The sequence below is a fragment of the Herbaspirillum chlorophenolicum genome (assembly GCF_001189955.1).
Taxonomy (GTDB): Bacteria; Pseudomonadota; Gammaproteobacteria; order Burkholderiales; family Burkholderiaceae_D; genus Herbaspirillum; species Herbaspirillum chlorophenolicum.
In genome coordinates this window covers 1-25,000 of the sequence record NZ_LFLT01000049.1, presented here as the reverse complement: position 1 = coordinate 25,000, position 25,000 = coordinate 1, and the positions used below count along the sequence as shown (strand labels likewise).

Annotated in this window: 20 protein-coding genes and 1 pseudogene; 8 read left to right on the top strand and 13 right to left on the bottom strand. The window is 63.1% G+C overall.

What is annotated here, in order from left to right:
* Positions 1 to 64: 64 nt before the first annotated feature.
* The 4 genes from AKL28_RS20490 to AKL28_RS20475 form a co-directional block, all read right to left on the bottom strand.
* Positions 65 to 862, bottom strand: coding sequence for an SDR family NAD(P)-dependent oxidoreductase (locus AKL28_RS20490; protein ID WP_050470170.1), 798 nt, complete (start codon positions 860 to 862; stop codon positions 65 to 67).
* 26 nt (positions 863 to 888) lie between these two features.
* Positions 889 to 1,659 (bottom strand): SDR family NAD(P)-dependent oxidoreductase, encoded by a 771-nt coding sequence (locus tag AKL28_RS20485; RefSeq protein WP_050470169.1) that lies wholly within the window; start codon positions 1,657 to 1,659, stop codon positions 889 to 891.
* 101 nt (positions 1,660 to 1,760) lie between these two features.
* A complete protein-coding gene (locus AKL28_RS20480) occupies positions 1,761 to 3,644 on the bottom strand; it encodes a TRAP transporter large permease (protein ID WP_050470168.1) in 1,884 nt (627 codons plus the stop codon).
* A 20-nt stretch (positions 3,645 to 3,664) separates the two neighbouring features.
* Positions 3,665 to 4,699, bottom strand: coding sequence for a TRAP transporter substrate-binding protein (locus AKL28_RS20475; RefSeq protein ID WP_050470167.1), 1,035 nt, complete (start codon positions 4,697 to 4,699; stop codon positions 3,665 to 3,667).
* 512 nt (positions 4,700 to 5,211) lie between these two features.
* Here AKL28_RS20475 and AKL28_RS20470 point away from each other — a divergent pair.
* The 4 genes from AKL28_RS20470 (at position 5,212) to AKL28_RS20455 (ending at position 9,124) form a co-directional block, all read left to right on the top strand.
* Positions 5,212 to 6,393: an acetyl-CoA acetyltransferase gene (locus AKL28_RS20470; RefSeq protein ID WP_050470166.1), complete on the top strand. Its 1,182-nt coding sequence runs from the start codon at positions 5,212 to 5,214 to the stop codon at positions 6,391 to 6,393.
* A gap of 93 nt (positions 6,394 to 6,486) precedes the next feature.
* The gene (locus tag AKL28_RS20465; RefSeq protein ID WP_414735705.1) at positions 6,487 to 8,109 is read left to right on the top strand and encodes an acyl-CoA synthetase; all 1,623 of its coding nucleotides are present in this window, start codon (positions 6,487 to 6,489) and stop codon (positions 8,107 to 8,109) included.
* On the top strand, positions 8,106 to 8,672 hold the full coding sequence (locus tag AKL28_RS20460) for a PCC domain-containing protein (protein WP_050470163.1): 567 nt from the start codon (positions 8,106 to 8,108) through the stop codon (positions 8,670 to 8,672). Before AKL28_RS20465 ends, AKL28_RS20460 begins: the two co-directional genes overlap by 4 nt.
* Positions 8,672 to 9,124 carry a PPC domain-containing DNA-binding protein gene (locus tag AKL28_RS20455; RefSeq protein WP_414735704.1) on the top strand — a complete coding sequence of 151 codons (453 nt, stop codon included), beginning with the start codon at positions 8,672 to 8,674 and terminating at the stop codon, positions 9,122 to 9,124. The genes AKL28_RS20460 and AKL28_RS20455 overlap by 1 nt, the downstream gene beginning before the upstream one ends.
* A 79-nt stretch (positions 9,125 to 9,203) precedes the next feature.
* Here AKL28_RS20455 and AKL28_RS20450 read toward each other — a convergent pair whose 3' ends face one another.
* The 6 genes from AKL28_RS20450 to AKL28_RS20425 form a co-directional block, all read right to left on the bottom strand.
* A complete protein-coding gene (locus AKL28_RS20450; protein WP_050470160.1) occupies positions 9,204 to 10,493 on the bottom strand; it encodes a dicarboxylate/amino acid:cation symporter in 1,290 nt (429 codons plus the stop codon).
* A 319-nt stretch (positions 10,494 to 10,812) separates the two neighbouring features.
* On the bottom strand, positions 10,813 to 12,057 hold the full coding sequence (glcF, locus tag AKL28_RS20445) for a glycolate oxidase subunit GlcF (RefSeq protein ID WP_050470159.1): 1,245 nt from the start codon (positions 12,055 to 12,057) through the stop codon (positions 10,813 to 10,815).
* Between the two features lie 17 nt (positions 12,058 to 12,074).
* Positions 12,075 to 13,148: a glycolate oxidase subunit GlcE gene (gene glcE / locus AKL28_RS20440; protein ID WP_050470158.1), complete on the bottom strand. Its 1,074-nt coding sequence runs from the start codon at positions 13,146 to 13,148 to the stop codon at positions 12,075 to 12,077.
* Position 13,149: 1 nt separating this feature from the next.
* Positions 13,150 to 14,637 carry an FAD-linked oxidase C-terminal domain-containing protein gene (locus tag AKL28_RS20435; protein ID WP_050470157.1) on the bottom strand — a complete coding sequence of 496 codons (1,488 nt, stop codon included), beginning with the start codon at positions 14,635 to 14,637 and terminating at the stop codon, positions 13,150 to 13,152.
* 362 nt (positions 14,638 to 14,999) lie between these two features.
* Positions 15,000 to 15,890: a LysR substrate-binding domain-containing protein gene (locus AKL28_RS20430; RefSeq protein WP_050470156.1), complete on the bottom strand. Its 891-nt coding sequence runs from the start codon at positions 15,888 to 15,890 to the stop codon at positions 15,000 to 15,002.
* 102 nt (positions 15,891 to 15,992) lie between these two features.
* Positions 15,993 to 17,408 carry an FAD-binding oxidoreductase gene (locus tag AKL28_RS20425; RefSeq protein WP_050470155.1) on the bottom strand — a complete coding sequence of 472 codons (1,416 nt, stop codon included), beginning with the start codon at positions 17,406 to 17,408 and terminating at the stop codon, positions 15,993 to 15,995.
* 292 nt (positions 17,409 to 17,700) lie between these two features.
* Between AKL28_RS20425 and AKL28_RS20420 the strand changes: the two genes are divergently transcribed.
* Positions 17,701 to 18,258, top strand: coding sequence for a cob(I)yrinic acid a,c-diamide adenosyltransferase (locus AKL28_RS20420; protein ID WP_050470154.1), 558 nt, complete (start codon positions 17,701 to 17,703; stop codon positions 18,256 to 18,258).
* Positions 18,259 to 18,323: 65 nt separating this feature from the next.
* Here the strand turns inward: AKL28_RS20420 and dxs are convergent, their stop codons facing one another.
* Genes dxs through AKL28_RS20405 form a run of 3 tightly spaced genes read right to left on the bottom strand, consistent with a single transcriptional unit; the run spans position 18,324 to position 21,423 of the window.
* Entirely contained in the window at positions 18,324 to 20,189 is a 1,866-nt protein-coding gene (gene dxs / locus AKL28_RS20415; RefSeq protein WP_050470153.1) for a 1-deoxy-D-xylulose-5-phosphate synthase, read from the bottom strand.
* Between the two features lie 41 nt (positions 20,190 to 20,230).
* Positions 20,231 to 21,163 carry a polyprenyl synthetase family protein gene (locus tag AKL28_RS20410; RefSeq protein WP_050470152.1) on the bottom strand — a complete coding sequence of 311 codons (933 nt, stop codon included), beginning with the start codon at positions 21,161 to 21,163 and terminating at the stop codon, positions 20,231 to 20,233.
* A complete protein-coding gene (locus tag AKL28_RS20405; RefSeq protein WP_050470151.1) occupies positions 21,163 to 21,423 on the bottom strand; it encodes an exodeoxyribonuclease VII small subunit in 261 nt (86 codons plus the stop codon). The genes AKL28_RS20410 and AKL28_RS20405 overlap by 1 nt, the downstream gene beginning before the upstream one ends.
* A 267-nt stretch (positions 21,424 to 21,690) precedes the next feature.
* On the opposite strand from AKL28_RS20405, the gene AKL28_RS20400 reads away from it, so the two are divergent.
* The 3 genes and pseudogenes from AKL28_RS20400 to AKL28_RS20390 all read left to right on the top strand — a co-directional run.
* On the top strand, positions 21,691 to 22,809 hold the full coding sequence (locus tag AKL28_RS20400; RefSeq protein WP_050470150.1) for an aromatic ring-hydroxylating oxygenase subunit alpha: 1,119 nt from the start codon (positions 21,691 to 21,693) through the stop codon (positions 22,807 to 22,809).
* A gap of 289 nt (positions 22,810 to 23,098) precedes the next feature.
* Positions 23,099 to 24,016 carry a DMT family transporter gene (locus AKL28_RS20395; RefSeq protein ID WP_050470149.1) on the top strand — a complete coding sequence of 306 codons (918 nt, stop codon included), beginning with the start codon at positions 23,099 to 23,101 and terminating at the stop codon, positions 24,014 to 24,016.
* Between the two features lie 38 nt (positions 24,017 to 24,054).
* Positions 24,055 to 24,906, top strand: a pseudogene (locus AKL28_RS20390) (sulfurtransferase); the annotation flags it as partial.
* Between the last annotated feature and the right edge of the window lie 94 nt (positions 24,907 to 25,000).

Below are 25,000 nucleotides of genomic sequence, written 5' to 3'. Positions count from 1 at the left end.
CATAAAGCCAGTACATCAACAGGCAGCAAGACCAGACTACCCACTACCTCCAGCACCAGAACAATCAGGTGCACTTCAGCGACAAACCACCATCAACGATCAGATCCAAGCCAGTGATGTAACGCGCATTATCCGACGCCAAAAACAGCGACGCATGCGCCACATCCCAAGCATCCCCCATGAACCCCATCGGACACTGCGCATGCCGCTTGGCCCGCATCTCCTCGATATCCCCGCCATAGGAAGCCTTCAGCGGCTCGCGAATCATCGGCGTATCCATCAACCCCGGCAACACGCAATTGGCACGAATACCGACCGGCGCATACTGCATCGCCACGTTCTTGGTAAAGGCCAGGATCGCCGCCTTGGTCGCGGTATAACCCAGATAAGGAAACCCGATCCAGCGCAACGCCGCCAGCGACGAGATGTTGACGATAGCGCCCTTCTTCTGCTTCTCCATGATCGGCAGCACGAACTTATGGGTCAGGAACAGGCTGGTCTGGTTGACCGCCACCAGGCGGTTCCAGCTCTCTTCGCTGGTCTCCACCGGGCCGCCGGTCTCGGCGATACCGACGTTGTTATGCAGCACGTCGACGCGGCCGAAGTGGTCCATGGCCGCATCGGCAATCGCCTTCACATCCGCCGATTTCGAAACGTCGGCAGCGATCACCTCGCACACGCCGCCTTCGCTACGGATAATTTCCTGGGTCTGCCTGGCGGCGTCGATGCTGCGGTCCACCGCCAGCACCTTGCCGCCTTCGCGCGCATACAGCGCCGCCGCAGCCTTGCCGTTGCCCCAGCCCTCGCCCACCGAACCGGCGCCGGTAACGATGATGACCTTGCCTTCCATCAGCTTTTGCATTGCTTGTCTCCTGTGGATTGTTGAATTCAGATTTCCAGCACGCCGCCGGCGACAAAGCCGCCGTCGACCGGAATCACATGGCCGGTGATGTAAGACGACTCGTCGCCGGCCAGGAAGGTCACGGCAGCAGCGATCTCATCGGTGCTGCCGTAGCGGCGCATCGGCACCAGCCGGTAGTAGCTCTGGCGCGTCTCTTCCGAGTGGATAGCCTGCGTCATGGGGGTGTCGACCGGACCCGGCGCCACGCTGTTGACGGTAATGCCGTGCTCGGCCAGTTCGATGGCCATCTGGCGCGTCAGGCCGATCACCGCCGACTTCGACGTGCCGTAGGCAGTACGCCCGGCGCCTGCGCGGATGCCCGAGATCGACGAGATGTTGACGATGCGGCCCCACTTGTTCTTCAGCATCAGGCGCGCCGCCAGCTGCCCCGCCACCAGCACGCCGGTGACGTTGATGTTCATGGTCTGCATCCAGTTGTCGATCGGGAAGTCGAGGAAGGGATAGGTCTTGGCGATACCGGCGTTGTTGATCAGCACGTCGCAGCGGCCATAGTCCTTCTCGACGGCGGCGAACGCCTTGGCGATCGAATCGGGGTTGCCCACGTCCATCTGTAGCGGAGCCGCCTTGTGGCCAGCCTCGACCAGTGCGGCGGCGGTCTTGGTGGCGGCCTCCAGGTTGATGTCCGACACCAGGACGGTGTGGCCCTTGGCTGCCAGTTGCTGGCAAATCGCGGCGCCGATGCCCATGGCTCCGCCCGTCACGAGCGCCACGCGGGCGCCGCTATCGCTTTGGTTCATGTTGTCTCCGTGAATGGAGGCGGCCCCGGAGAAGAAGGTGGGGCCGCCGTTTTTAAGTCGTTACCTTGTCAGTGGTCTGTCTCGGGTGACTTGGCTGAGGATCAGAGGAAGCCGATGGAAATCCATGGCACGAAGGCCACCACCAGCAGCGCCACCACCAGTGCGGCCAGATAGCCCCACACGCGGTTGAACACGCCATCCGGTGAGACCTTGCCGATCGCGCAGGCGGCATAGAAGCCGACGCCGAAGGGCGGAGCGAACAAGCCGATGCCCATGGCCAGGATCACCACCATGGCGTAGTGCACGTCATGCACGCCCAGCGAACGCGCCACCGGGAACAGCAGCGGGCCGAACAGCACGATGGCGGGAATGCCTTCCAGCAGGCTGCCCAGCACGATGAAGATGACGATGGTGATCAGAAGGAATCCCGCACCGCCGCCCGGCACGCCTTGCATCAGCGACACCAGCTTGGCCGAGAAGCCGGACTGCGTCAGTGCCCAGGCCATCGAGGTAGCCATGCCGATGATCAGCAGGATGGCGCCGGACAAGGCCGCCGACTCGATCAGAATCGGGTAGAGGCGCTTGAAGTCCAGGTGCCCCTTGAACATATGCATGATCAGGCCGACCACGATGGTGTAGGCCACGCCGATCGTCGCCACTTCGGTCGCGGTGGCCACGCCTTCGATCACTGCCACGCGGATCAGCATCGGCAGCGCCAGGGCGGGAATCGCGGCGATCATGGTCTTCATGATCAGCGACATCGGCGCACGCTTGACGTCCGGCATCGGTTCGCGGCGCGCGCGCATCCAGCACACCACGGCAATGGCGATGGTGGCGATGGCCGCCGGCATCAGGCCGCCGATGAACAGCGCCGTGATCGACACGCTGCAGACTGCACCGATAGTAATCAGCACCAGGCTGGGAGGAATGGTTTCGGTCATCGCACCGGAAGACGACAGCAGCGCCACCAGTTCTTCCGGCTTGGAACCGCGCTTTTTCATCTCAGGGAACAAGGCCGGTGCAATCGCCGCCATATCGGCCGCCTTGGAGCCGGAGATGCCCGACACCAGGAACATCGCGCCCAGCAGCACGTATTGCAGACCGCCGCGCACGTGGCCCAGCAGCGAGGCCATGAAATCGATCAGCGTCTTGGCCAGCCCCGACATTTCCAAGAGGGAGCCGAGCAGCACGAACAGCGGCACCGACAGCAGGATCAGGCTGGACATGCCCTCGTCCATGCGGCTGACCACGATCATCAGCGGCGCGGTGGTTGCCAGCGCCAGGTAGGCCATGGTGGCGGTACCGAAGGCGAAGGCGATGGGAATGCCGCCGATCACGCATACGCCGATCAGCAGCACGAAGAAGACGATCAGGTTGTAATTGCCCATGCCCAGCAGGAGCGGCTTGGCCAGGAACAAGCCACCGGCGATCACGGCCACTACCGCCAGCGCGGACAGCAACAGCCGGAAGGTGGTCATCGAGGCCATGCGCGAAATCGCCGCCAGCAGCATCAGGATTGCGCCCACCGGCAAGGCGCCGGCGCGCAGGCCATCGGGAATTTCCAGTGCCGGCGTGGTGATCGCCATCTGTTCGACCGCGTGATCCACCGCAGGGTGGATCACCATCAGCACGAAAATACAGACCACCAGGGCCGCGACCGTCTCCAGCCAGACGCGGCCCTTTTCCGAACACTTGTTGATGACGGCAGTCAGCCGCATGTGCTCGCCCCGGTTCAGCGCCAGGACGGCGCCCAGCATCGACAGCCAGATGAACAGGATCGAGGCCAGTTCATCCGACCATATCAGCGGGTCGTGCAGCGCGTAGCGGTAAATGACGCCGGTCAACAGCACCACCGTCTCGGCTACCACCAGCGCCGCCGCGACGGCGCCGACCACATGCATTACCATGCGGTTCAGCGCCACCAGGGCGCGCGCGGCCGGGTTCATGTTCACCGGCTCGCGGTAAGTCATTGCAACGTCCATCATCAACCTCCAGCGGATTCAGATCAGGCCAGTTTGCCGGTGTATTTTTCCAGCAATGCCCACGGCTCATCGCCGAACTTCTTGTGCCATTCGGCATAGAAGCCCGCGCTGCGCAGCTTGGCGCGGAACGAATCGTTATCGGTATCGTTGAAGGTCAGGCCCTTGCCCTTCATTTCGCCGATCAGCGAGTCGTTGAGCGCCTTGACGTCGACGCGCTGGTTCAGGCCGGCTTCGTTGACGTTGCGGGCCATGACTTCCTGCAAATCCTTGGGCAGGCGCTCGAAGGACTTCTTGTTGCCCAGGAACCAGAAACCGTCCCACATATGGTTGGTGATGGAGCAGTACTTCTGCACTTCGTACAGCTTGGCGGTGGAGATGATCGCCAGCGGGTTTTCCTGGCCTTCGACGATCTTGGTCTGCAGCGCGGAATACACTTCGGCGAAGTTGATGGATGTCGGCGCGGATTCCACGGCGCGGAACATCGAAGTCCACAGCGGGCTCGGCGGCACGCGCAGCTTCATGCCCTTCAGGTCGTCGGCGCTCTTGATCGGACGGGTGCTGTTGGTGATCTGGCGGTAGCCGTTGTCCCAGATCTTTTCAAAGGCGAACAGGGTCGACTTGGCTTCGATCTGCTTGCGCACGTGCGCACCCAGTTCGCCGTCCATGGCAGCCCACACCTGGTTGTAGTCCTTGAAGGCAAAGCCGATGCCGGAAATCTGCGCGGCCGGCACCAGGGTACCCAGGATCAGCGGCGACAGCGTGAAGAAATCGATCGCGCCGGCGCGCACTTGCGACAGCATGTCGGTGTCGGTACCCAACTGGTTGTTGGGGTAGATCTGCAATTCGATGCGGCCCTTGGACTGTTCCGCGATCTTGGCGGCCATTTCCTTGGCGCGCGTGTTCATCGGGTGCGACACCGGGAGGTTGTTGGCGTACTTGAAGGTGAATTCGGCGGCATGCGCGGACGTACCGTACAGGCCGGTCGCGGCGGCAGCCGAGGCAACCGAGGCGGTCTTCAGAAAAGAACGGCGCGTGATCTTGCCAGTGGGGTTTCCCATCTGTTTATCTCCTGTTTGTAGTTTTATATGAACTGGAACCCGGATGCCGGAATGCAAACGGCTCCCTTGTTGTCGGCACTGCTTAGCCTCAACAGAGCAATTTGGATGCCAAGCCGCCAATCCTCCCTCGGCAGCGCGGGCGTCTCCTCCCTGTCATCGGCATTGCGCCTGTATTCTCTGCGATAACAGCGCGAAAGGACAAGGGCGGGCGCGCCCTTGGCAACAATTTATTTGATGGGAATTGATGCGACACCTGTCGCATTTGTGTCGCAGGAGTGTCGCATCGCGGACAGTTGTACCAGGCAATTTCCACTATATTTTCTTTGCGCGCCGCAGCAAATTCACCTGCCGCACAGTCGTGCTATCTTGATCCGGCGGGCCCGCACGCAGGCCACCCCACCATTCGCACCGAAGCCCACAAGGCTCTGAATGACGGTTCGGATGCGTGGCATCGATTTTGCATATTGCGTTCACATCAACCGTACCGACCACGTCTTACAAGGACAAATAAAATGACTGCTTCTGCATCCGCACCCTGCATTACCGGCTGGCATCATTCCCAATTCGGCAAACTCGACGGCATCGATCCCGAAGTGCTGATCGGCCAAGTCGCCAAGGCCGCCATCGAGCACGCCGGCCTGCAGCCGGAAGATATCGATTCCGTCCACGTCGGCACCTTCAATGCCGGCTTCCTGTACCAGGACTTCCCGGCTTCGCTGGTCTTCAACAGCCTGCCGCAACTGCGCTTCAAGCCGGCCGTGCGCCTGGAGAACGCCTGCGCCACCGGTTCGGCTGCGATCCACTCGGGCCTGCAATCGATCAAGGCCGGCGAGTCCAAACACGTGCTGGTGATCGGCTTCGAGAAAATGACCGAGCTGGCCACGGCGCAAGTAGGCGAAGTGCTGCTGAAAGCTTGCTATGCCAAGGAAGAGGCTGGCATCCCCGGCGGTTTCGCCGGCGTGTTCGGCAAGATCGCGCAGAGTTACTTCGACCGCTTCGGCGACCAGTCCGACGCGCTGGCCGCGATCGCCGCCAAGAACCACAAGAACGGCATGTCCAACCCTTACGCCCACATGCGCAAGGACTTCGGCTTCGACTTCTGCCGCAATGTGTCGGAGAAGAACCCGTTCGTGGCCGGCCCGCTCAAGCGCACCGACTGCTCGCTGATTTCCGACGGCGCCGCCGCCATGGTGATCAGCGCGGCCGACGCCGCCAAGTCGATGCCGCGCGCAGTGCAGTTCCGCGCCGCGGTGCACGTCAACGACTACCTGCCGCTGTCGCGCCGCGACGCCACCCGCTTCGAAGCCGCCGCACTGGCCTGGAAGCAGGCGCTGGGCAATGCGCGCCTGTCGCTCAACGACCTGTCGCTGGTGGAAACGCATGACTGCTTCACCGTGGCCGAACTGCTGGAATATGAAGCGATGGGCCTGGCGCCGCACGGCCAGGGCGCGCGCGTGATCCTCGACGGCGTTACCGCCAAGGACGGCAAGCTGCCGGTCAACCCTTCCGGCGGCTTGAAGTCCAAGGGCCACCCGGTCGGCGCCACGGGCGTGTCGATGCACGTGATGGCGGCAATGCAAGCCTCGCACGACGCCGGCGACATGCAGATCGCCAACGCCAAATACGCCGGCGTGTTCAACATGGGCGGCGCAGCGGTGGCCAACTACGTCAGCATCCTGGAACGCATCCACTGATCCCTCTTCCCCTTCCGCCGCCCGCATTCATCCAGCGGGCGGCGCCCATTGCAAGACAATGGGCAGCACGGCAACAACGCAGAAGCAACGCCAATTTCAATTAGAACGAGTGAGACGATGTTAAAGAAAGTCATGAACCTGGGCCGCCTGCTATCCGACGTGGCGCGCCGCTTTCCCGACGAACCTGGCCTGATCCTGAGCCGCGGCGGCGTCAATGGTGAAGACAAAATCATCACCTGGAAGCAGATCAACGACCGCGTCGACGCCTTGGCGCACGCGCTGGCCAAGCGCGGCGTGAAAAAGGGCGACAAGATGCTGGTCCATTCGCGCAACAACCAGCAGATCTTCGAAAGCGCCTGGGCCGCTTTCAAGCTGGGCGTGGTCTGGGTTCCGACCAACTTCCGCATCACTCCTCCCGAAGCGGCCTACCTCGGCCAGTCCAGCGGCGCCTCGGTGATGCTCTATGACCAGGGCTTCGCCAACTACGTGGATGCGGTCAAGGCAGCCTCGCCGGTGCTGGAACACGTGATCGCGCTGGCCGACCCGCGTCCGGGCGAACTGGATTTCGATACGTTGGTAGCCGATGCCGGCCAACAAGCCTTCGACGAAGTCGAAGTCGATTACGAAGATCCGCTGTGGTTCTTCTATACCTCCGGCACCACCGGCCACCCCAAGGCCGGCATGCTGGCGCACGGACAGATGGCTTTCGTGGTCACCAACCACCTGGCCGACCTGATGCCGGGCCTGAACCACGAATCGCGCTCGCTGGTGGTGGCGCCGCTGTCGCACGGCGCCGGCATCCATGCCGTGATCAACACCGCGCGCGGCGCGGCCAGCATCCTGCTGTCGTCGGAACGCCTGGTGGTAGAAGAAGCCTGGCAGTTGGTCGAGAGATACAAGGTGGACAACCTGTTCACCGTGCCCACCATCGTCAAGATCCTGGTGGAAGACGAGTCGGTCGACCGCTACGACCACTCCTCGCTCAAGCACGTGATCTACGCCGGCGCGCCGATGTACCGCGCCGACCAGGTCTATGCGCTCAAGAAGCTGGGCAAGGTGCTGGTGCAGTACTACGGCCTGGGCGAAGTGACCGGCAACATCACCTTCCTGCCGCCCTACATGCACCATGAGGATGACGCCCATCCGCAGGCGCGCGTGGGCACCTGCGGCATGCCGCGCACCGGCATGGAAATCGCCATCCTGAACGACGACGGCAAGCGCCTGGCGGCCTTCGAGACTGGCGAGATCTGCGTGCGCGGCCCGGCCGTGTTCATGGGCTACCACAACAATCCGGACGCCAACGCCAAGGCCTTCAAGCACGACTGGTTCCACACCGGCGACCTGGGCCATGTGGACAAGGATGGTTTCCTCTACATCACCGGCCGCTCATCCGACATGTACATCTCGGGCGGCTCCAACGTCTATCCGCGCGAGATCGAAGAGGCGCTGCTGACCCATCCGGCGGTCTCCGAAGTGGCGGTGCTGGGCGTGCCCGATCCCAAGTGGGGCGAGAGCGGACTGGCCGTGATCGTGCCCAAGACCGGGCAGCAAGTGGAAGCAGAGGCGCTGCTGGCGCATCTGGAAGAGCGCATCGGGAAGTACAAGTGGCCGCGGCGCTTCGTGTTCTGGGAGACCATGCCGAAGTCCGGTTATGGAAAAATCGTCAAGAAACAGATCAAGGCATTGCTTGAGGAGAAAGGTGACTATCGCTTATGAAACTCTCCAACAAACCCGCTGACGGCCATCCGGGATTTGTCGAGGTCCGCAAGTTCCTTCATGCAGGCCAGCAGAGCTACCCGCGCACGCTGGACCTGGAGGCCAACCCGGCCGAGGAACTGCGCATCACGCTCGCGCCCGGCACCAAGGTCGGCGAGGCGCTGCGCAAGGTATTGGCGCGCTATGGCCAGCGCGGCGGCGTCGGCCGGATGTGCGGCGGCACCGCGCGCAGCCTGCACTACCACCGCATCGAGAACACCAAGGACCAGAACCGCCCGTATGACTACGGCCCGCCGCATGTACTGGAAGGCGCGATCACCTTTGTGACCGGCGCCATCACGGTGGGCCAAAATCAGGAAGGAAAGGTATTATTGCATTGCCATTCGGGCTTTATCGATGGCGATGGCGCCATTCATGGCGGCCATCTTTTGCTTGATACAGTGGAAGTGGGCGACGATCCGCTCATCATCCGCATGTGCTTGTTTTCCCAAGGCGCCTTTGTCGTCAACAGCGATGAAGAGACGCACTTCAGTCTATTGCATCCGACACCCATGGAATCATGATGACGAACCTAAATACAACGACAACAGAGACAGACGACAACATCCAGGTAGAAGAAGGAACATTGGGCAAGCTGGTGATGGCCCGCCTGAAACCCAATCAGGACCTGACCGAGAGCGTGGAAGCGCTATGCCGCCAGCACGGCATGAAGACCGCCATCGTGCGCGGCGCCATCGGCAGCCTGATTGACGCCCATTTGCAATACGCCGCCACCGGCGGCCTGCGCGTGATGGAAATCAACGGCCCCGGCGTGGAAATCCTCAACGTCTTCGGCGAGATCGGCTTCTCGGACGGCAAGTCCAATCCCAACCCGTTGCAGGGCGTCGTGGCCGATACCGACGGCAAGATCTTCGCCGGCCGTTTCCTGCGCGGCGCCAACCTCTCTTTCATCACCATCGAGATCACGCTGCAGGAGTGGATTCCGGCCAAGGTGCGCGAAGCCGTCCCGGCCTGAACGCCCGCCCCTTCCGCTCAAAGAAAAAGGAGCAGGCCGGTTGCCCGGCGCGCTCCTTTTTTGCTTGCCTGCTTATTGATTAAGCGTGCAGCTTGCTTTGCGCTTCCTGTTCGATCTCTTGCTCGGCCGCACGGGCCTCTTCCTCGCTCAGCAAGCCACCTTCCCATTTGGCGACCACCGCCGAAGCGATCGAGTTGCCCACGGCATTGGTGGCTGAACGCCCCATGTCGAGGAAGGTGTCGATACCGAGGATCACCAACAGGCCCGCTTCCGGGATGTTGAACTGGTGCAGCGTGGCGGCGATCACCACCAGCGAAGCACGCGGCACGCCGGCGATGCCCTTGGAGGTCAGCATCAGCACCAGCATCATGGTGATCTGGGTGGACAGCGGCATGTGGATGCCGTAGGCCTGGGCGATGAACAGCGTGGCGAAGGTGCAGTAGATCATCGAACCGTCGAGGTTGAACGAATACCCCATCGGCATCACGAAGCTGGAAATCTTGCGCTTGACGCCGAAGCGGTCGAGCGCGTCGAGCAGCTTGGGATAGGCTGCTTCCGAACTGGCGGTAGCGAAAGCCAGCAGGAACGCCTCCTTGATCAACGCCAGCAGGTGGAAGATTCGCTTTTTCAGGAACACGAAACCGGCGCCGATCAGGATGCCCCACAACAGCACCAGCGACAAATAGAAGTCGCGCATGAAGACCGCGAAGCTGACCAGGATATCCAGTCCGTTGACGGCGACGGTGGCGGCCATCGCGGCGAACACCGCGACCGGCGCGAACTTCATCACGTAGCCGGTGATCTTGAGCATGGCGTGCGAGAGGTCGTCCACCACCGCCAGCAGGTTCTTGCCGCGCTCGCCCAGCGCCGCCAGCGCGACGCCGAAGAACATCGAGAACACCACGATCTGCAGGATTTCGTTCTGCGCCATCGCTTCGGCCACCGACTTGGGCACCAGGTGATTGAAGAATTCCTTGACGGTGAACTTGCCGGTCGCCAGTCCCGCGCTAGCCGCGTCGGGCGGCGGCAATGCCACGCCGGCGCCTGGCTGCAGCAGGTTGGCCATGATCATGCCCAGTGCCAGCGACACCAGGGAAGCCAGCATGAACCAAGCCAGCGATTTGCCGAAGATGCGGCCCACCGACTTGGCATCGCCCATGTGGGCGATGCCGACCACCAGCGTCGAGAACACCAGCGGCGCGATCACCATCTTGATCAGGCGCAGGAACATGTCGGAGGCGATCGAGATGTAGCCCGCCAGCTCCTTGGCTTCGGCCTTGTCGTAGTGGGTGAAGACCAGGTAGCCGACCAGGATGCCGAGCAGCATGGCGACGAAGATGTAGGCGGCGGGTGGGATGCGTTTTTTCAAGATGTGATCTCCTGCCCTGAAGCGCAGGCAGGTCAAACAGCCTGGCGCCGGGCGCGATGAGGGGCTTTTGTTGCTTGTTGCACCTGCCTGCTATCAGGCAGGTGCGCACCGGATTGTTGTGGATCACGGCGGTTTCTGATGAGAAATATCCAGGGATTTTTCCCGGCAAGCGATAAAAAGCACGAAGCTTATTGATTTATGGGGCGGTCCGTCAAGCCAAGACGGCCCCAATGCCCCAAAATGCGGGAAATGTGATCATTCTGACCACAAAAAAGCCCCGCATCGCGGGGCTTGGGAGAGTACGGCTGGCATTGCCCGCTCAGGCTCGTCCTTGCAAGGCCGCATCCAGCAGCTCGATCCAGTGCTTCACCGGCGTTTGCGTGCCGGACTGCAGGTGCGTCACGCAACCGATGTTGCCGGTCACGATCATGTCCGGATCGGTGGCCGCCAGGTTCTTCAGTTTGTTGTCGCGCAGCTGGTAGGACAGCTCCGGCTGCAGCAGCGAATAGGTGCCGGCCGAACCGCAGCACAAATGGCTGTCGGCGCATAGCTGCACGTCCACCCCGGCCGTGCGCAGGATGGACTCGACCTTGCCGCGGATCTTCTGGCCGTGCTGCAGCGTGCAAGGCGGATGGTAGGCCACGCGGCGGCCGGCGTAGCCCTTGAGCTTCTCCTGCAACTGCGGTTCGAAGTCGGGCAGGATCTCGCTGATGTCGCGCGTCATGTGCGAAATGCGGCGCGCCTTCTCGGCATAGGCATGGTCATGCTGCAGCAAGTGGCCGTATTCCTTCACGGTGACGCCGCAGCCGGAGGCGTTCATCACGATGGCCTCGGCCTTGATGCCGTCCTTTCCTTCCACATAGGGCCACCAGGCGTCGATATTGCGGCGCATATCGTCCAATCCGCCGTCCTGGTCGTTCATGTGGAAACGGATGGCGCCGCAGCAGCCGGTCTTGGGCGGCACGAACAATTGCACGCCGAGCGCATCCAGCACGCGCGCGGTGGCGCTGTTGATATTGGGCGACATCGACGGCTGCACGCAGCCGTCCAGGAGCAGCATCTGGCGCGCATGCGTGTGCGTGGGCCAGACACCGGCATCCTGCGGCGCCGGCACCTTGTTCTGCAATGCCTTGGGCAGCAGCGGACGCACCATCTGCCCGGCTTTCATCGCGGGACGGAAGATCCACTTGCGCGGCACCAGCTCCTTCAGAGCGGTGCGCATCACGCGCTGCGACAACGGGCGCGGCACTTGCTGCTCCACCACCTTGCGGCCGATGTCGACCAGGCGGCCGTATTGCACACCGGACGGGCAGGTCGATTCGCAGTTGCGGCAGGTCAGGCAACGATCCAGGTGCGATTGCGTGGCAGCCGTGGCCGGCTTGCCTTCGAGCACCTGCTTGATCAGGTAGATGCGGCCACGCGGGCCATCCAGCTCGTCGCCCAGCAACTGGTAGGTCGGGCAGGTGGCGGTACAGAAACCGCAATGCACGCAGCTGCGCAGGATGCTGTCGGCTTCCTGGCCTTCGTGGGTGTCGCGGATGAAGTCGGCTAGATTGGTTTGCATAACTGTTGGCTTTCGGCTTACAGGCCCGCGTACATGCGGCCGGGATTGAAGATGCCGGCCGGGTCGAATTGTGCTTTGAGGTTGCGATGGATCTTCTCCACCGCCGGTTGCAACGGATGGAACACGCCGATCGCCTTGTCGCCGCCGCGATGCAAGCTGGCGCTGCCGCCCACGGCCAACGCCGCGGCGCGGATGGCCACTGCATCAACCAGGCCTTGCGGACGCAGCCAGCGCTGCGCGCCGCCCCACTCCACCAGTTGCGCGCCGGGCAAATCGACCGGCGGCGCCACCGAAGGTACCGACAGGCGCCAGAGCGGCGCATCCGGATTGGCAAAGTAGGCATGCGTCTGCTCGCGCAAGTCGCGCCAGAAGTCGTCGCCGTTGGAGAGTTCGCTGCCGCCCAGTTTCTTGACTGCCGCGTCGACCGCCGCCTGCGCACCGGCAAGGCGAATGGTCAGCACATTGTTGCTCCAGGCGCTGGCGGCCAGCGGCAGCGGTTGGCCGCCCCACTGGTTCAACAGGCGCAGCGCGCCCTCCTGGTTGATCTCGAACACGCGTGTGCTGCTGGCGAAAGGCTTGGGCAACACCTTGAGCGAGACTTGCAGGATCAGGCCCAGGGTTCCGAGCGAACCGGCCAGCAGGCGCGAGACGTCATAGCCGGCGACGTTCTTCATCACCTGACCGCCGAAGTGCAGTTCCTCACCTTGCGCGTCCATCAGCACCGCACCCAGCACGAAGTCGCGCACGGCGCCGGCCCAACCGCGTGCCGGGCCGGAGAGGCCGGCGGCCACCATGCCGCCCACGGTGGCTGCGCCATCGAAGCGCGGCGGCTCGAACGCCAGCATCTGGTTGTTCTTTTCCAGCGCGGCATCGATCTCGGCCAAGGTGGTGCCGCAGCGCGCGGTGATCACCAGTTCGGTCGGCTCGTAGTCGATGATGCCGCTGTAGGCGCGCGTATCGAGCACCTCGCCGCTGGGCGCTTGCCCATACCAGTCCTTGGTGCCGCCGCCGCGGATCTGCAGCGGCTTTCCCTGTGCGATGCGCTGGCGGAACGTGTTCAGCACCGCATTCATGTCTTGTTGTTCGCTCATCTCAGAATCTCGGCAAATCGGGGTGGCTCAGCTGGCCGCGCTGCACGTGCATCTTGCCGTACTCGGCGCAGCGGTGCAGGGTCGGGATGGCCTTGTCGGGGTTGAGCAGGAAAGCCGTGTCGAAGGCGCGCTTGAGCTTGAAGAAAGCCTCGCGCTCGGCCGGCGCGAACTGCACGCACATGGAGTTGATCTTCTCGATGCCCACGCCATGCTCGCCGGTAATGGTGCCGCCCACTTCCACGCACAGCTCCAGGATCTCAGCGCCGAACAGTTCGGCGCGGTGAAATTCGTCGGCGATGTTGGCATCGAACATGATCAGCGGATGCAGGTTGCCGTCGCCGGCGTGGAACACGTTGGCGCAGCGCAGGCCGTATTTCTTTTCCATCTCGGCGATACCCAGCAGCACCTGCGCCAGCTTCTTGCGCGGGATGGTGCCGTCCATGCAGTAGTAGTCGGGCGAGATGCGGCCGGCGGCCGGAAAGGCGTTCTTGCGTCCCGACCAGAAACGCAGGCGCTCGGCTTCCGACTGCGAACAGGCGATTGCCGTGGCGCCGCTGGCGTTGAGCACCTCGGTCATGCGGCCGATCTCTTCTTCCACTTCCTCCATCGTGCCGTCGGATTCGCACAGCAGGATGGCTTCGGCGTCGACATCGTAGCCGGCCTTGACGAACGGCTCGACCATGCGCGAGCTGGTCTTGTCCATCATTTCCAAACCGGCGGGGATGATGCCGGCCGCGATCACATTGGCGACCGCGTTGCCGCCCTTCACCACATCGTCGAAGGAGGCCATGATCACGCGCGCCTGCTGCGGCTTGGGCACGAGCTTGACGGTCACTTCGGTGACCACGCCCAGCATGCCTTCGGAACCGATGAATACCGCCAGCAAATCGAGGCCAGGCGCATCCAGCGCGCCGCTGCCCAGTTCCACTACGTCGCCTTCGATGGTCACCATGCGCACGCGCAGCACGTTGTGTACGGTCAGCCCGTACTTCAGGCAATGCACGCCGCCGGAGTTCTCGGCGACATTGCCGCCGATGGTGCAGGCGATCTGCGAGGATGGGTCGGGTGCGTAGTACAACCCGTGCGGCGCGGCCGCTTCGGAAATGGCCAGGTTGCGCACGCCGGGCTGGACCACGGCGGTGCGCGAGTACTTGTCCATCGTCAGGATCTTGTTCAGCTTGGCGGTCGACAGCACCACGCCGTCGGCGATCGGCATGGCGCCGCCGGACAAGCCGGTGCCGGCGCCGCGCGGCACGATCTGCACCTTGAGGTCATGGCAGACCTTCATGACGGCCACGACCTGCGCCTCATTCTCGGGCAGCACGACCACCATCGGCAATTGCCGGTAAGCGGCCAGGCCGTCGCATTCGTAGGGGCGGGTGTCTTCCTCGTCGGCCAGCACGCAATGCGCGGGCAAGGCACGGCGCAAGGCGTCGACGACTTCGCGCTGGCGGGCGGGCGCGAAGGATGGGGCGGCGGGAGCATTCATGCTGGACCTCGGCTTTGGGCTAGGGGGACCGCAGGGCATCGTTGGCATCGCCCAACGGCAGCGGCCCGGGGGCTGCTGGTGTGCAACGGAGTATCCGCCTGCTGTCTCGCTTGTTCTCGGCCCGCGCCGATGCCGCTTCCCAGCCGGCAGCGCGGGTCTTTATCAAGGCTCCAAGTGTAACGAATTTCGCTCGCGCGAAGCCGGATTGTTGCTGCGACGCGCACTGAAAAGAATTTTTGGCGGGAATGAATTATTTTCAGCGGGGCAATCCGCTTCGATATGCACAACGCCCGCCACCGGGTCCCAGCCTTCGCCGGGACCACGGAAGAAACGACGAAGAGGAAACAGGAGAAAACCGCGCGTCAGATATTCTTGAATGCGTTCTGCATCCAGCTGATAAAGGTATCGACCTCGGGCCGTTCGCGCGCCGAGCGCTCGTAGACCACGTAGTAGGCATGCGGCGGCGTGCGCAGGCGCACGTCGAACAGTTCGACGATCTCGCCGCGCGCCAGCAGTTCTTCGGCGAAGTGCTGGCGGGTCAGGCCGATGCCGTAGCCGTGGCGTACCGCTTCCAGCAACAGGCCCAGGTCGTCCACACGCAGGCCGGTGGACGGCTCGGTCCAATCCTTCAGGCCGGCCGCTTCGAACCACGGCTGCCAGGGCTCCAGTGCCGAGCGCAGCAAGTTGGCGTGCTGCAGGTCGGCCGGCGTCTTCATCGGCGGCAGGGTCTTGAGGTAGTTCGGGCTGGCGACCGCGAAGGCCGGTTCCTCGAACAGCTTTTCGGTGACGATGTTGGGATAGTTGCCGGCGCCGAAACGGATCTCGACGTCGCTTTCCGACAGCGACAGGTCGTACAGCGGCACCGACAGGTACAGCTCGACCACGATCTCCGGATAGCGCTGGGTGAAGTCGACAATGCGCGGCATCAGCAGGTGGCGCGCGAAGGTCGGCGGCAGCATCACCTTGATCTTGGGCTGCACGGCGGCATTGCGGTGCGGCATCGGGAAGTCGGTCAGCGTGCGCAGCGCCGAGCGCACCACGTCCAGATAACGGCGGCCGAATTCGGACAGGCCGATGGAGCGACCATCGCGGTAGAACAGGCGTTCGCCGACGAACTCTTCCAGCAGGCGGATACGGTGCGACAGCGCCGAGGGAGTGATGCAGAGCTCTTCCGCGGCGATGGCGAAGGAGTTATGCCGGGCTGCCGCTTCGAATGCGGACAAGGCGTGGACGGGTGGGAGGCGGGTGGCCATGGATTCTCTCGTGCTGATCGTGCTGAAAAACGGACTGCTGCCGACGGGTGAAGACAATGCAACCTGATGGATGCCGGCGGCAAGCCGCCGGCATCGCGCTGCTTACTGCTCCCAGCGCAGGATCTTGCCGGGGTTCATGATGTTCTTCGGATCCAGCGCATGCTTGATCGCGCGCATCACATCAATCGCGCCGTCGCCATGCTCCTGCACCAGGAAATCCATCTTGTGCAATCCCACGCCGTGCTCGCCGGTGCAGGTGCCGTCCATGGAAATGGCGCGCGCCACCATGCGTTCGTTGACGCCTTCGGCGCGGGCGATGTCGGCCGGATCGTTGGGGTCGACCATCATCTGTACGTGGAAATTGCCGTCGCCGACGTGGCCGATGATGGCGTGGATCAGGCCCTGCGCTTCGCAGTCGGCCTTGGTTTCCAGCACGCATTCGGCCAGGCGCGAGATCGGCACGCAGCAGTCGGTGGAGATGGCGCGTGCGCCCGGACGCAGCTGCAGCAGCGCGAAGTAGGCGTTATGGCGCGCAGTCCACAGGCGGGTGCGGTCTTCCGGACGGGTGGCCCATTCGAAGCCGGTGGCATTGTTGTCGTTGGCGATGTCCTGCACCACTTCTGCCTGTTCCTTGACGCCGTTTTCGCTGCCGTGGAATTCGAACAGCAGCAGCGGGTTGGCCGGCAGGCTCAGCTTGTCGTGCGCGTTGAGCGCCTTGACGCCGTTCTCGTCGAGTAGCTCCACGCGCGCCAGCGGCACGCCGACCTGGATGGTCTGGATCACGGTATTGACGGCGTCGGCCACGCTGGGGAAGGAGCAGATCGCGGCCGAGATCGCTTCCGGCTGCGGATACAGGCGCACCGTCACTTCGGTGATGATGCCCAGCGTGCCTTCGCTGCCGACGTAGACGCGGGTCAGGTCGTAGCCAGCGGAGGATTTCTTGGCGCGGGTGCCGGTCTTGATGATATTGCCGTCGGCGGTGACCACCGTCAGGGTCAGCGTGTTTTCCTTCATCGTGCCGTAACGCACGGCGTTGGTGCCGGAAGCGCGGGTCGAGGCCATCCCGCCCAGCGAGGCGTCGGCGCCCGGGTCGATCGGGAAGAACAGGCCAGTGTCCTTGATTTCCTGGTTCAGTTGCTTGCGGGTCACCCCGGCCTGTACGGTGGCGGTCAGGTCTTCCGGGTTGATCGCCAGCACGCGGTTCATCTGCGACAGGTCAATGGTGATGCCGCCTTGCAGCGCCAGGATGTGGCCTTCCAGCGAAGTGCCGGCGCCATAGGGAATGATGGGGGTTTCGTAGCGGCTGCACAGCTTGACGAAGGCAGCGACTTCCTCGGTTGTGTGCGCGAACACCACCGCATCGGGAAGCATCGGGTCATACGAAGATTCGTCGCGGCCGTGGTGCTCGCGCATGGCCATGGAGGTCGACAGGCGGCTGCCGAAGAGGGTCTGCAGTTCATCCAGCAAGGCTTGGGGAACGGGTTTCTTGAGTTTCTGGGCGTCAACGATGTGATTCATGTGTCTCTCTCGGGTGTCTCTGTCGTCTCTTTTATTGGATTTGCAACTGCGGCGCCATGACCGGCATCCCCTGCCGGCCAATTGGCCTTACCACTGATTCAACTGATGAATTTTACTCTCTTGCGGCAAAGTGATTCGGCAAATCTCCGATGCCTTTTCAGCCGGCCCATCAAATCAAGTGAATTTTTTATCATTTTTTGCTTGCCGGCCCGACAAGACAAGATGCCGTGCCGGCCTTGCACAAGCAGGACGCACAGCTTAAGCTCGCGCAACTTCACGTAGGAGAAATGACATGGGCAACCGCCTCTCGAAGATCGCCACCCGGACCGGCGACGACGGCAGCACCGGCCTGGGCGACGGCAGCCGCGTTGGCAAGGACAGCCTGCGCATCCAGGCGCTGGGCGATGTGGACGAACTCAATTCGCAGCTGGGCCTGCTGCTGTGCGAGGACTTGCCGGACGATACGCGCCAGGCCCTGCTCTCCATTCAGCACGACCTGTTCGACCTCGGCGGCGAACTGTGCATCCCGGGCTATACGGTGCTGGCCGACACACACCTGGCGCGGCTGGATGCGCTGCTGGAAAAGTACAACGGCACCTTGCCGCCGCTAAAGGAATTCATCCTGCCCGGCGGCTCGCGCGGCGCGGCATTGGCGCATGTCTGCCGCACCGTCTGCCGCCGTGCCGAGCGCAGCGTGGTGCTGCTGGACAAGGCCGAAGCCGGCACCGTCAACGCCCCGGCGCGGCAATACCTGAACCGCCTGTCCGACCTGTGCTTTGTGCTGGCGCGTGTGTTGAACCGCGCCGCCGGCGGACAGGATGTGCTGTGGGAAAAAGATCGCGTGCGCTGAAAAGGATGGCGCAATGAAAACGCCCCGCAGATGCGGGGCGTTTTCATTCAGCACAAGGATTGTACTTAGCCGTTATTGACCACCAGCCGCGGCTGGTCCTTGCCGAAGCGCTGCACGATGGACTGGGCGATGCCGCCCGCGTCGAGACCGCATTGGGCCAGCAATTGGCCTGCGTCGCCGTGGTCGATGAAACGATCAGGCAAACCCAGGTGCAGCACCGGCTTGGTGATGCCGGCAGCGGCCAGCGCTTCCGATACTGCAGCGCCGGCGCCGCCCATGATGCAGCCCTCTTCCACCGTCACCAGCGCGTCGTGGGTTGCGGCCAGTTGCTTGACCAGTTCCACATCCAGCGGCTTGATGAAGCGCATGTTGGCGACCGTGGCGTTGAGCTTGTCGCCCGCCCCCAAAGCCGGGGCCAGCATGCTGCCGAAAGCCAGGATCGCGATGTCGCGGCCGTCGCGGCGGACTTCGCCACGCCCCAAAGGCAACACGTCCAAATTCTTTTGCACTGTTGCCCCGATGCCCGCGCCGCGCGGGTAGCGCACTGCCGCCGGGCCCTTGTACTGGTAAGCGGTGGACAGCATCTGGCGGCACTCATTCTCGTCGGAAGCGGCCATCACCACCATGTTCGGGATACAGCGCAGGAAGGCCAGGTCGTAGTTGCCGGCATGCGTGGCGCCATCGGCGCCGACCAGGCCGGCGCGGTCCAGCGCGAAGGTGACATCAAGGTTTTGCAGCGCCACGTCGTGGATCAACTGATCGTAGGCACGCTGCAGGAAGGTCGAGTAGATCGCCACCACCGGCTTCATGCCCTCACAGGCCATGCCTGCGGCGAAGGTCACCGCATGCTGCTCGGCGATGCCGACATCGTAATAGCGCGTGGGAAATTTCTTTTCGAAGCCCACCATGCCCGAGCCTTCGCGCATGGCCGGGGTGATGCCGACCAGCTTGTCGTCGGCCGCCGCCATGTCGCACAGCCAGTCGCCAAATACCTGGGTATAGGTCAGCTTGCCGCTGGCGCTGGGCTTGATGCCTTCAGTGGGGTTGAACTTGCCGGGGCCGTGATACAGCACCGGGTCGGCCTCGGCCAGCTTGTAGCCCTGGCCCTTCTTGGTGACCACGTGCAGGAACTGCGGGCCCTTGAGGTTCTTCAGGTTCTGCAGAGTGGGAACCAGCGAGTCGAGGTCGTGGCCGTCGATGGGACCGATGTAGTTGAAGCCGAATTCCTCGAACATGGTGGCCGGAACGATCATGCCCTTGGCATGTTCTTCCAGGCGCTTGGCCAGTTCCAGCACAGGCGCCGGCAGCACCGACTTGCCCACATCGCGGGCCTTGGCGTAGAACTTGCCCGACATCAGGCGCGCCAGGTAACGGTTGAGCGCACCGACCGGCGGTGAAATCGACATGTCGTTGTCGTTCAGGATCACCAACAGGTTGACGTCATCGTAGACGCCGGCATTGTTGAGCGCCTCGAAGGCCATGCCGGCGGTCATCGCGCCGTCGCCGATGACGGCAATAGCATGGCGATCAGAACCTTGCGTCTTCGCGGCCATCGCCATGCCCAGCGCTGCCGAAATCGAAGTCGACGAATGCGCGGTGCCGAAGGTGTCGTATTCGCTTTCCGCCCGACGCGGGAAACCCGAGATGCCATCCTGCTGGCGCAGCGTGGACATGCTGTCGCGGCGGCCGGTCAGGATCTTGTGCGGATAGGTCTGGTGGCCAACGTCCCACACGATGCGGTCTTCCGGCGTGTTGAAGACGTAGTGCAGCGCGATGGTCAGCTCCACCGTGCCCAGGTTGGACGACAGGTGGCCGCCGGTCTTGGAGACCGAGTCCAGCACAAAGCCGCGCAACTCCTCGGCCAGCGGCTTGAGTTGGGGACGGGACAGGCGGCGCAGGTCGGCCGGGGTGTTAATCGAATTGAGCAGCATACTGTTGGTACCGTTTGATTGGGTCTGAAGCTTGATCGGCCTCATGCCTTGCGTTGCACGATCAGGTCGGCAAGTTCGCGCAGGCGGCGCGCCTTGTCGCCGAATGGCGCCAGTGCCTGGTGCGCATTGCCGCGCAGCTTTTCAGCCAGCGCCTGCGATTCGCCCAGGCCAAGTATCGACACATAGGTCGGCTTGTTGTCGGCCGCATCCTTGCCGGCGGTCTTGCCCAGCGTGGCCGAGTCGGCGGTGGCGTCGAGGATGTCGTCAACCACCTGGAACGCCAGGCCGATGGCGCGCGCATAGTCGTCCAGCGCGGCGCTCTCCTCGGCCGTCAGCGCCTTGCCGCCCAGCGCGCCCAGCAGCACCGCCGCGCGCAGCAGGGCGCCGGTCTTCAGGCGGTGCATCTGTTCCAGCTCGGACAGCGACAGCGTCATGCCGACGCTGGCCAGGTCGATCGCCTGGCCGCCGCACATGCCCACCGAACCGGCGGCCTGAGCCAGCAGGTTCAGCATGCGCAACTGGCGCGCGGGCATGCCGGCGTCGGCGGCGCCCAGTTCAGCCGCCAGCGGCGCCGACAACGTGTCGAAGGCCTGCGCCTGCAAGGCATCGCCCACCAGCAGCGCGGTGGATTCATCGTATTGGATGTGGACGGTGGGCTTGCCGCGGCGCAGGGCGTCGTCGTCCATGCAGGGCATGTCGTCATGCACCAGCGAGTAGACGTGGATCATCTCGACCGCGGCGGCGGCGCGCTCCAAGAGCGGCAGCGGCGTGTCGAACACGTCGCCGGCGGCATACACCAGCAGCGGGCGCACGCGCTTGCCGCCGTCCAGCGCGGTGTAGCGCATCGCCTCATGCAGGCGCGCCGGCACCACCGACAGCGGCGGCAGGAAGCGATCGAGCACGGTTTCCATGCCGGTCTGCACTTGCTGCATCCAATCGAGGAAAGACAAGGAAGCGCCCAGGCGTGCCGTCATCAATCGTCCTCCCCGGTGCCGGGGTCTGCGCTGAAGGGCTTGAGCATCTCGCCTTCGAGCACCTTGACCTGGCTGTCGACCTTGTCCAGTTGGGCCGCGCAGAACTTCACCAGCTCCGAGCCGTGCTTGTAGGCGGCCACCGAAGCTTCCAGCGGCAATTCACCGGCTTCCATCTGCGCCACGAGCTGCTCCAGTTCTTGCATGGCTTGCTCAAAGGACGCGGGCGCGTTGGCGGCGGCAGTGGCTGAGGTTCTTGGCATATCGACCCATTTGAAAATCTAACCTGCTATTTTAGAACAAACCGCCGATTCCAAAATCAATTCAGTTCAGGATTTGCAGCAACACTAAAGGCCCGAAAGCGTAAATTCGGCCAAAATGCTGTGTAAATGACCTCAAAACGCGGAACCTTATGGGGGTTTTGCGGTATAATCCACGGTTCTGTCCGAAATTTCCTCTTCATATTATTTGAACACAGGTTTTTACGGATTTTCTTCCTTAGGTTGGTGCAAATTAATTTGGGGGCGGAAATGTCCGATCTTGCTACTTTTGCCAAATTGGCGCGATCAAACGCGCAACTTCCAGTCAACGTCTACTTCGACGAGCCGCTTTATCAGCGGGAACTCAACACCTTATTCCAGCAAGGACCACGCTACGTCGGCCATGAGCTGATGGTACCGGAGACGGGCGACTACGCCACGTTGCCATGGGAAAACGAAGGCCGCATGCTGGTGCGCAACGCGCAAGGCATCGAACTGGTTTCCAATGTGTGCCGCCATCGCCAGGCAAAGATGCTGGACGGCCGTGGCAATGCGCGCAACATCGTATGCCCGCTGCATCGCTGGACCTATGATCTCAAGGGTGAGCTGATCGGTGCGCCGCACTTTGGCGAAACGCCCTGCCTGAACCTGTCCAAGACACCGCTGCAGAACTGGGGCGGCCTGCTGTTCGAGGCCAACGGCGCCAATGTATCGCAGCAGCTGAACAGCCTCGGCGTGGCCAAGGACCTGGATTTCTCGGGCTATCTGTACGACCACACCGAAGTCCACCAGTGCGACTACAACTGGAAGACCTTCATCGAGGTCTATCTTGAGGACTACCACGTCGAGCCCTTCCATCCGGGCCTGGGAAACTTCGTCAGCTGCGACGACCTGAAATGGGAATTCGGCCGCGACTACAGCGTGCAGACCGTGGGCGTGAACCACGGCCTGGCCAAGTCCGGCTCGCCGACCTACGCCAAGTGGCAGGAAAAGCTGCTCAAGTTCGGCAACGGCACGCCGCCCAAGTATGGCGCGATCTGGCTCACGCTCTATCCCAACATCATGGTCGAGTGGTATCCGCATGTGCTGGTGGTGTCGACGCTGTGGCCCAACGGCCCGCAGAAGACCACCAACGTGGTCGAGTTCTACTATCCGGAAGAGATCGCCCTGTTCGAACGGGAGATGGTGGAAGCCGAACGCGCCGCCTACATGGAGACCTGCATCGAGGATGACGAGATCGCCCTGCGCATGGATGCGGGCCGTCGTATACTGATGGATCGCGGCACCAGCGAAGTCGGCCCCTACCAGTCGCCGATGGAAGACGGCATGCAGCACTTCCACGAGTGGTATCGCACACAGCTCGACGTGCCGGCAGGCGCGCAAGAATAGACAGGCATAGACATGCTCGCGCATGACGCGGGCCCCAAGGGGAGACGGCACATGCAAGCGCAGCGGCAGGGATCAGGCAAGACCGAACCTTACTGTCGCAGCTACCCCGCCATGGTTGCCAAAACACCAACCCTGGTCGCAGTATCGGATCGGCAGCATCGGACTCGTCCGGCGCTGCCGATTTTGTTTTTGCGGGAACGTGACGGCAGCCCCTGAGCCTGCCGCCTCGCATCGCGCCCCAAGACCGGACAAAAAACCTCCCCCTCACTCACAACAAACCGCCACCGCCATGCAATCGCTCTGGATGCTCGTCGCTTCTTTCCTGTTTTCGATCATGGGGGTGTGCGTCAAACTGGCTGGCGACTACTACACCACCGCTGAAATCGTATTGTGCCGCGGGCTGGTGGGTGTGGCCGTGATCTGCGGCATCGTGTTCGTGCGCGGCGGCACCTTCCGCACGCCCTTCCCCAAGGACCACCTGATCCGCGGCGGTGTCGGCGTGGTCTCGCTGTGGATGTGGTTCTATTCATTCAGCCTGCTGCCGGTCGCCACCGCCACCACGCTCAACTACATGTCATCGATCTGGATCGCGGCCATGCTGTTCGCCGCCAACTGGTGGAAGGGTTCCAAGAAGTTCGAATGGGGCCTGGCCGGCACCGTGCTGATGAGTTTCATCGGCGTGGCGCTGCTGATGCGCCCATCGCTCAATGCCGACCAATTGCTGGGCGGTGTGGTGGCGCTGGTGTCCGGGGTACTCTCGGCACTGGTCTACCTGCAGGTGCGCAAGCTGGGCCTGCTGGGGGAACCCGAATATCGTGTGGTGTTCTACTTCTCGCTGACCGGCGTAGTGGCCGGGCTGGCAGGCAACCTGTTCACTGGCAAGATCCCGCTGTTTCACGCGCATTCGGCCACCGGCGCGCTGCTGGCATTCACCATCGGCCTGACGGCGACCCTGGCGCAGATCGCCATGACGCGCGCCTACCGCCTGGGCAATACGCTCCTGACGGCCAACCTGCAATATACGGGCATCGTGTTTTCCAGCCTGTTCGGAGTGGTAATCTGGAGCGATGCGCCGGGCTGGGTCGGCTGGACCGGGGTGGCCATCATCCTGGCCAGCGGCATCCTCGCCACTTACCGTAACCAGCGCAGCAACCAGAGCGCCGCCAAGAACGTGCCCAAGGTCGACCCGATCGCTACCGAAGTGTGAACACCGATTACCCGCATCCGAGAACAAGGAGAGACCGCATGACCTACAGCACCCTGATCAGCGCCGCCGAACTGAAGTCGCGCGCGCAATACCTGAACCTGGTCATCATCGATTGCCGCCACGACCTGGCCAATCCGAACGCCGGACGCGACGCCTATGCCGCCGGCCACATCCCCCAGGCGCGCTTCGTCCACCTGGACGAAAGCCTGTCCGGCCCCAAGACCGACGCGGCGGGCCGCTTCCATGGCCGCCATCCGCTGCCCGACCGCCAGCGTTTCGTCGAGGCGATGCGTGCACAGGGCATCAGCAACGACACCCAAGTGGTAGCTTACGACGCCCACGGCGGCATGTTCGCCGCGCGGCTGTGGTGGATGCTGCGCTGGGTCGGCCATAGCGACGTGGCGGTGCTGGATGGCGGCGTGCCTGCCTGGCAGGCTCTCGGCGAGCAGTTGACGGCGGAAGTGCCGCCGCCGGCCGCGCATGGCAACATCCAGGACCTGACCTCGATCGTCAAGACAGTGGATGCGCATGCGCTGGTGGAGAATTTGAAATCGCAAACGCTGCAAGTGGTGGATGCGCGCGCGCCGGACCGCTTCCGCGGCGAGAACGAAACAATGGACGCAGTCGGCGGCCACATCCCCGGCGCCAGGAACCGCTTCTTCAAGGACAACCTGCAAGCCGATGGCAGCTTCAAGGGCGTGGCCCAGTTGCGTGAGGAATGGCTGTCGGTGATCGGCGATCCGCATGCTGCGGTGATGCAGTGCGGCTCCGGCGTGACCGCCTGCCACAACCTGCTGGCGCTGGAAGTGGCGGGGCTCGGCGGGGCCCGCCCGTATCCGGGTTCATGGGGCGGATTGGGGTCGGGTGGCCAGCGGCCCGTGGCGACCGGCGCCTGGATTTTTTTCCGGTCAAACGCCCCGGCAATGGGGCCCAGCACCCCTCCCGTCCCGGGCAAACAATGCGCTTCAGTGACCCACATGAGTG

Coding starts and splice junctions, on each gene's coding strand:
- AKL28_RS20470 (WP_050470166.1), top strand. CDS start 5,212: ATGACTGCTTCTGCATCCGCACCCTGCATTACCGGCTGGCATCATTCC.
- glcF (WP_050470159.1), bottom strand. CDS start 12,057: ATGCAAACCAATCTAGCCGACTTCATCCGCGACACCCACGAAGGCCAG.
- AKL28_RS20490 (WP_050470170.1), bottom strand. CDS start 862: ATGCAAAAGCTGATGGAAGGCAAGGTCATCATCGTTACCGGCGCCGGT.
- AKL28_RS20410 (WP_050470152.1), bottom strand. CDS start 21,163: ATGACGGCACGCCTGGGCGCTTCCTTGTCTTTCCTCGATTGGATGCAG.
- AKL28_RS20455 (WP_414735704.1), top strand. CDS start 8,672: ATGACGAACCTAAATACAACGACAACAGAGACAGACGACAACATCCAG.
- AKL28_RS20430 (WP_050470156.1), bottom strand. CDS start 15,890: ATGGCCACCCGCCTCCCACCCGTCCACGCCTTGTCCGCATTCGAAGCG.
- AKL28_RS20460 (WP_050470163.1), top strand. CDS start 8,106: ATGAAACTCTCCAACAAACCCGCTGACGGCCATCCGGGATTTGTCGAG.
- AKL28_RS20425 (WP_050470155.1), bottom strand. CDS start 17,408: ATGAATCACATCGTTGACGCCCAGAAACTCAAGAAACCCGTTCCCCAA.
- AKL28_RS20420 (WP_050470154.1), top strand. CDS start 17,701: ATGGGCAACCGCCTCTCGAAGATCGCCACCCGGACCGGCGACGACGGC.
- AKL28_RS20475 (WP_050470167.1), bottom strand. CDS start 4,699: ATGGGAAACCCCACTGGCAAGATCACGCGCCGTTCTTTTCTGAAGACC.
- AKL28_RS20400 (WP_050470150.1), top strand. CDS start 21,691: ATGTCCGATCTTGCTACTTTTGCCAAATTGGCGCGATCAAACGCGCAA.
- AKL28_RS20405 (WP_050470151.1), bottom strand. CDS start 21,423: ATGCCAAGAACCTCAGCCACTGCCGCCGCCAACGCGCCCGCGTCCTTT.
- AKL28_RS20485 (WP_050470169.1), bottom strand. CDS start 1,659: ATGAACCAAAGCGATAGCGGCGCCCGCGTGGCGCTCGTGACGGGCGGA.
- AKL28_RS20480 (WP_050470168.1), bottom strand. CDS start 3,644: ATGATGGACGTTGCAATGACTTACCGCGAGCCGGTGAACATGAACCCG.
- AKL28_RS20435 (WP_050470157.1), bottom strand. CDS start 14,637: ATGAATGCTCCCGCCGCCCCATCCTTCGCGCCCGCCCGCCAGCGCGAA.
- dxs (WP_050470153.1), bottom strand. CDS start 20,189: ATGCTGCTCAATTCGATTAACACCCCGGCCGACCTGCGCCGCCTGTCC.
- AKL28_RS20395 (WP_050470149.1), top strand. CDS start 23,099: ATGCAATCGCTCTGGATGCTCGTCGCTTCTTTCCTGTTTTCGATCATG.
- glcE (WP_050470158.1), bottom strand. CDS start 13,148: ATGAGCGAACAACAAGACATGAATGCGGTGCTGAACACGTTCCGCCAG.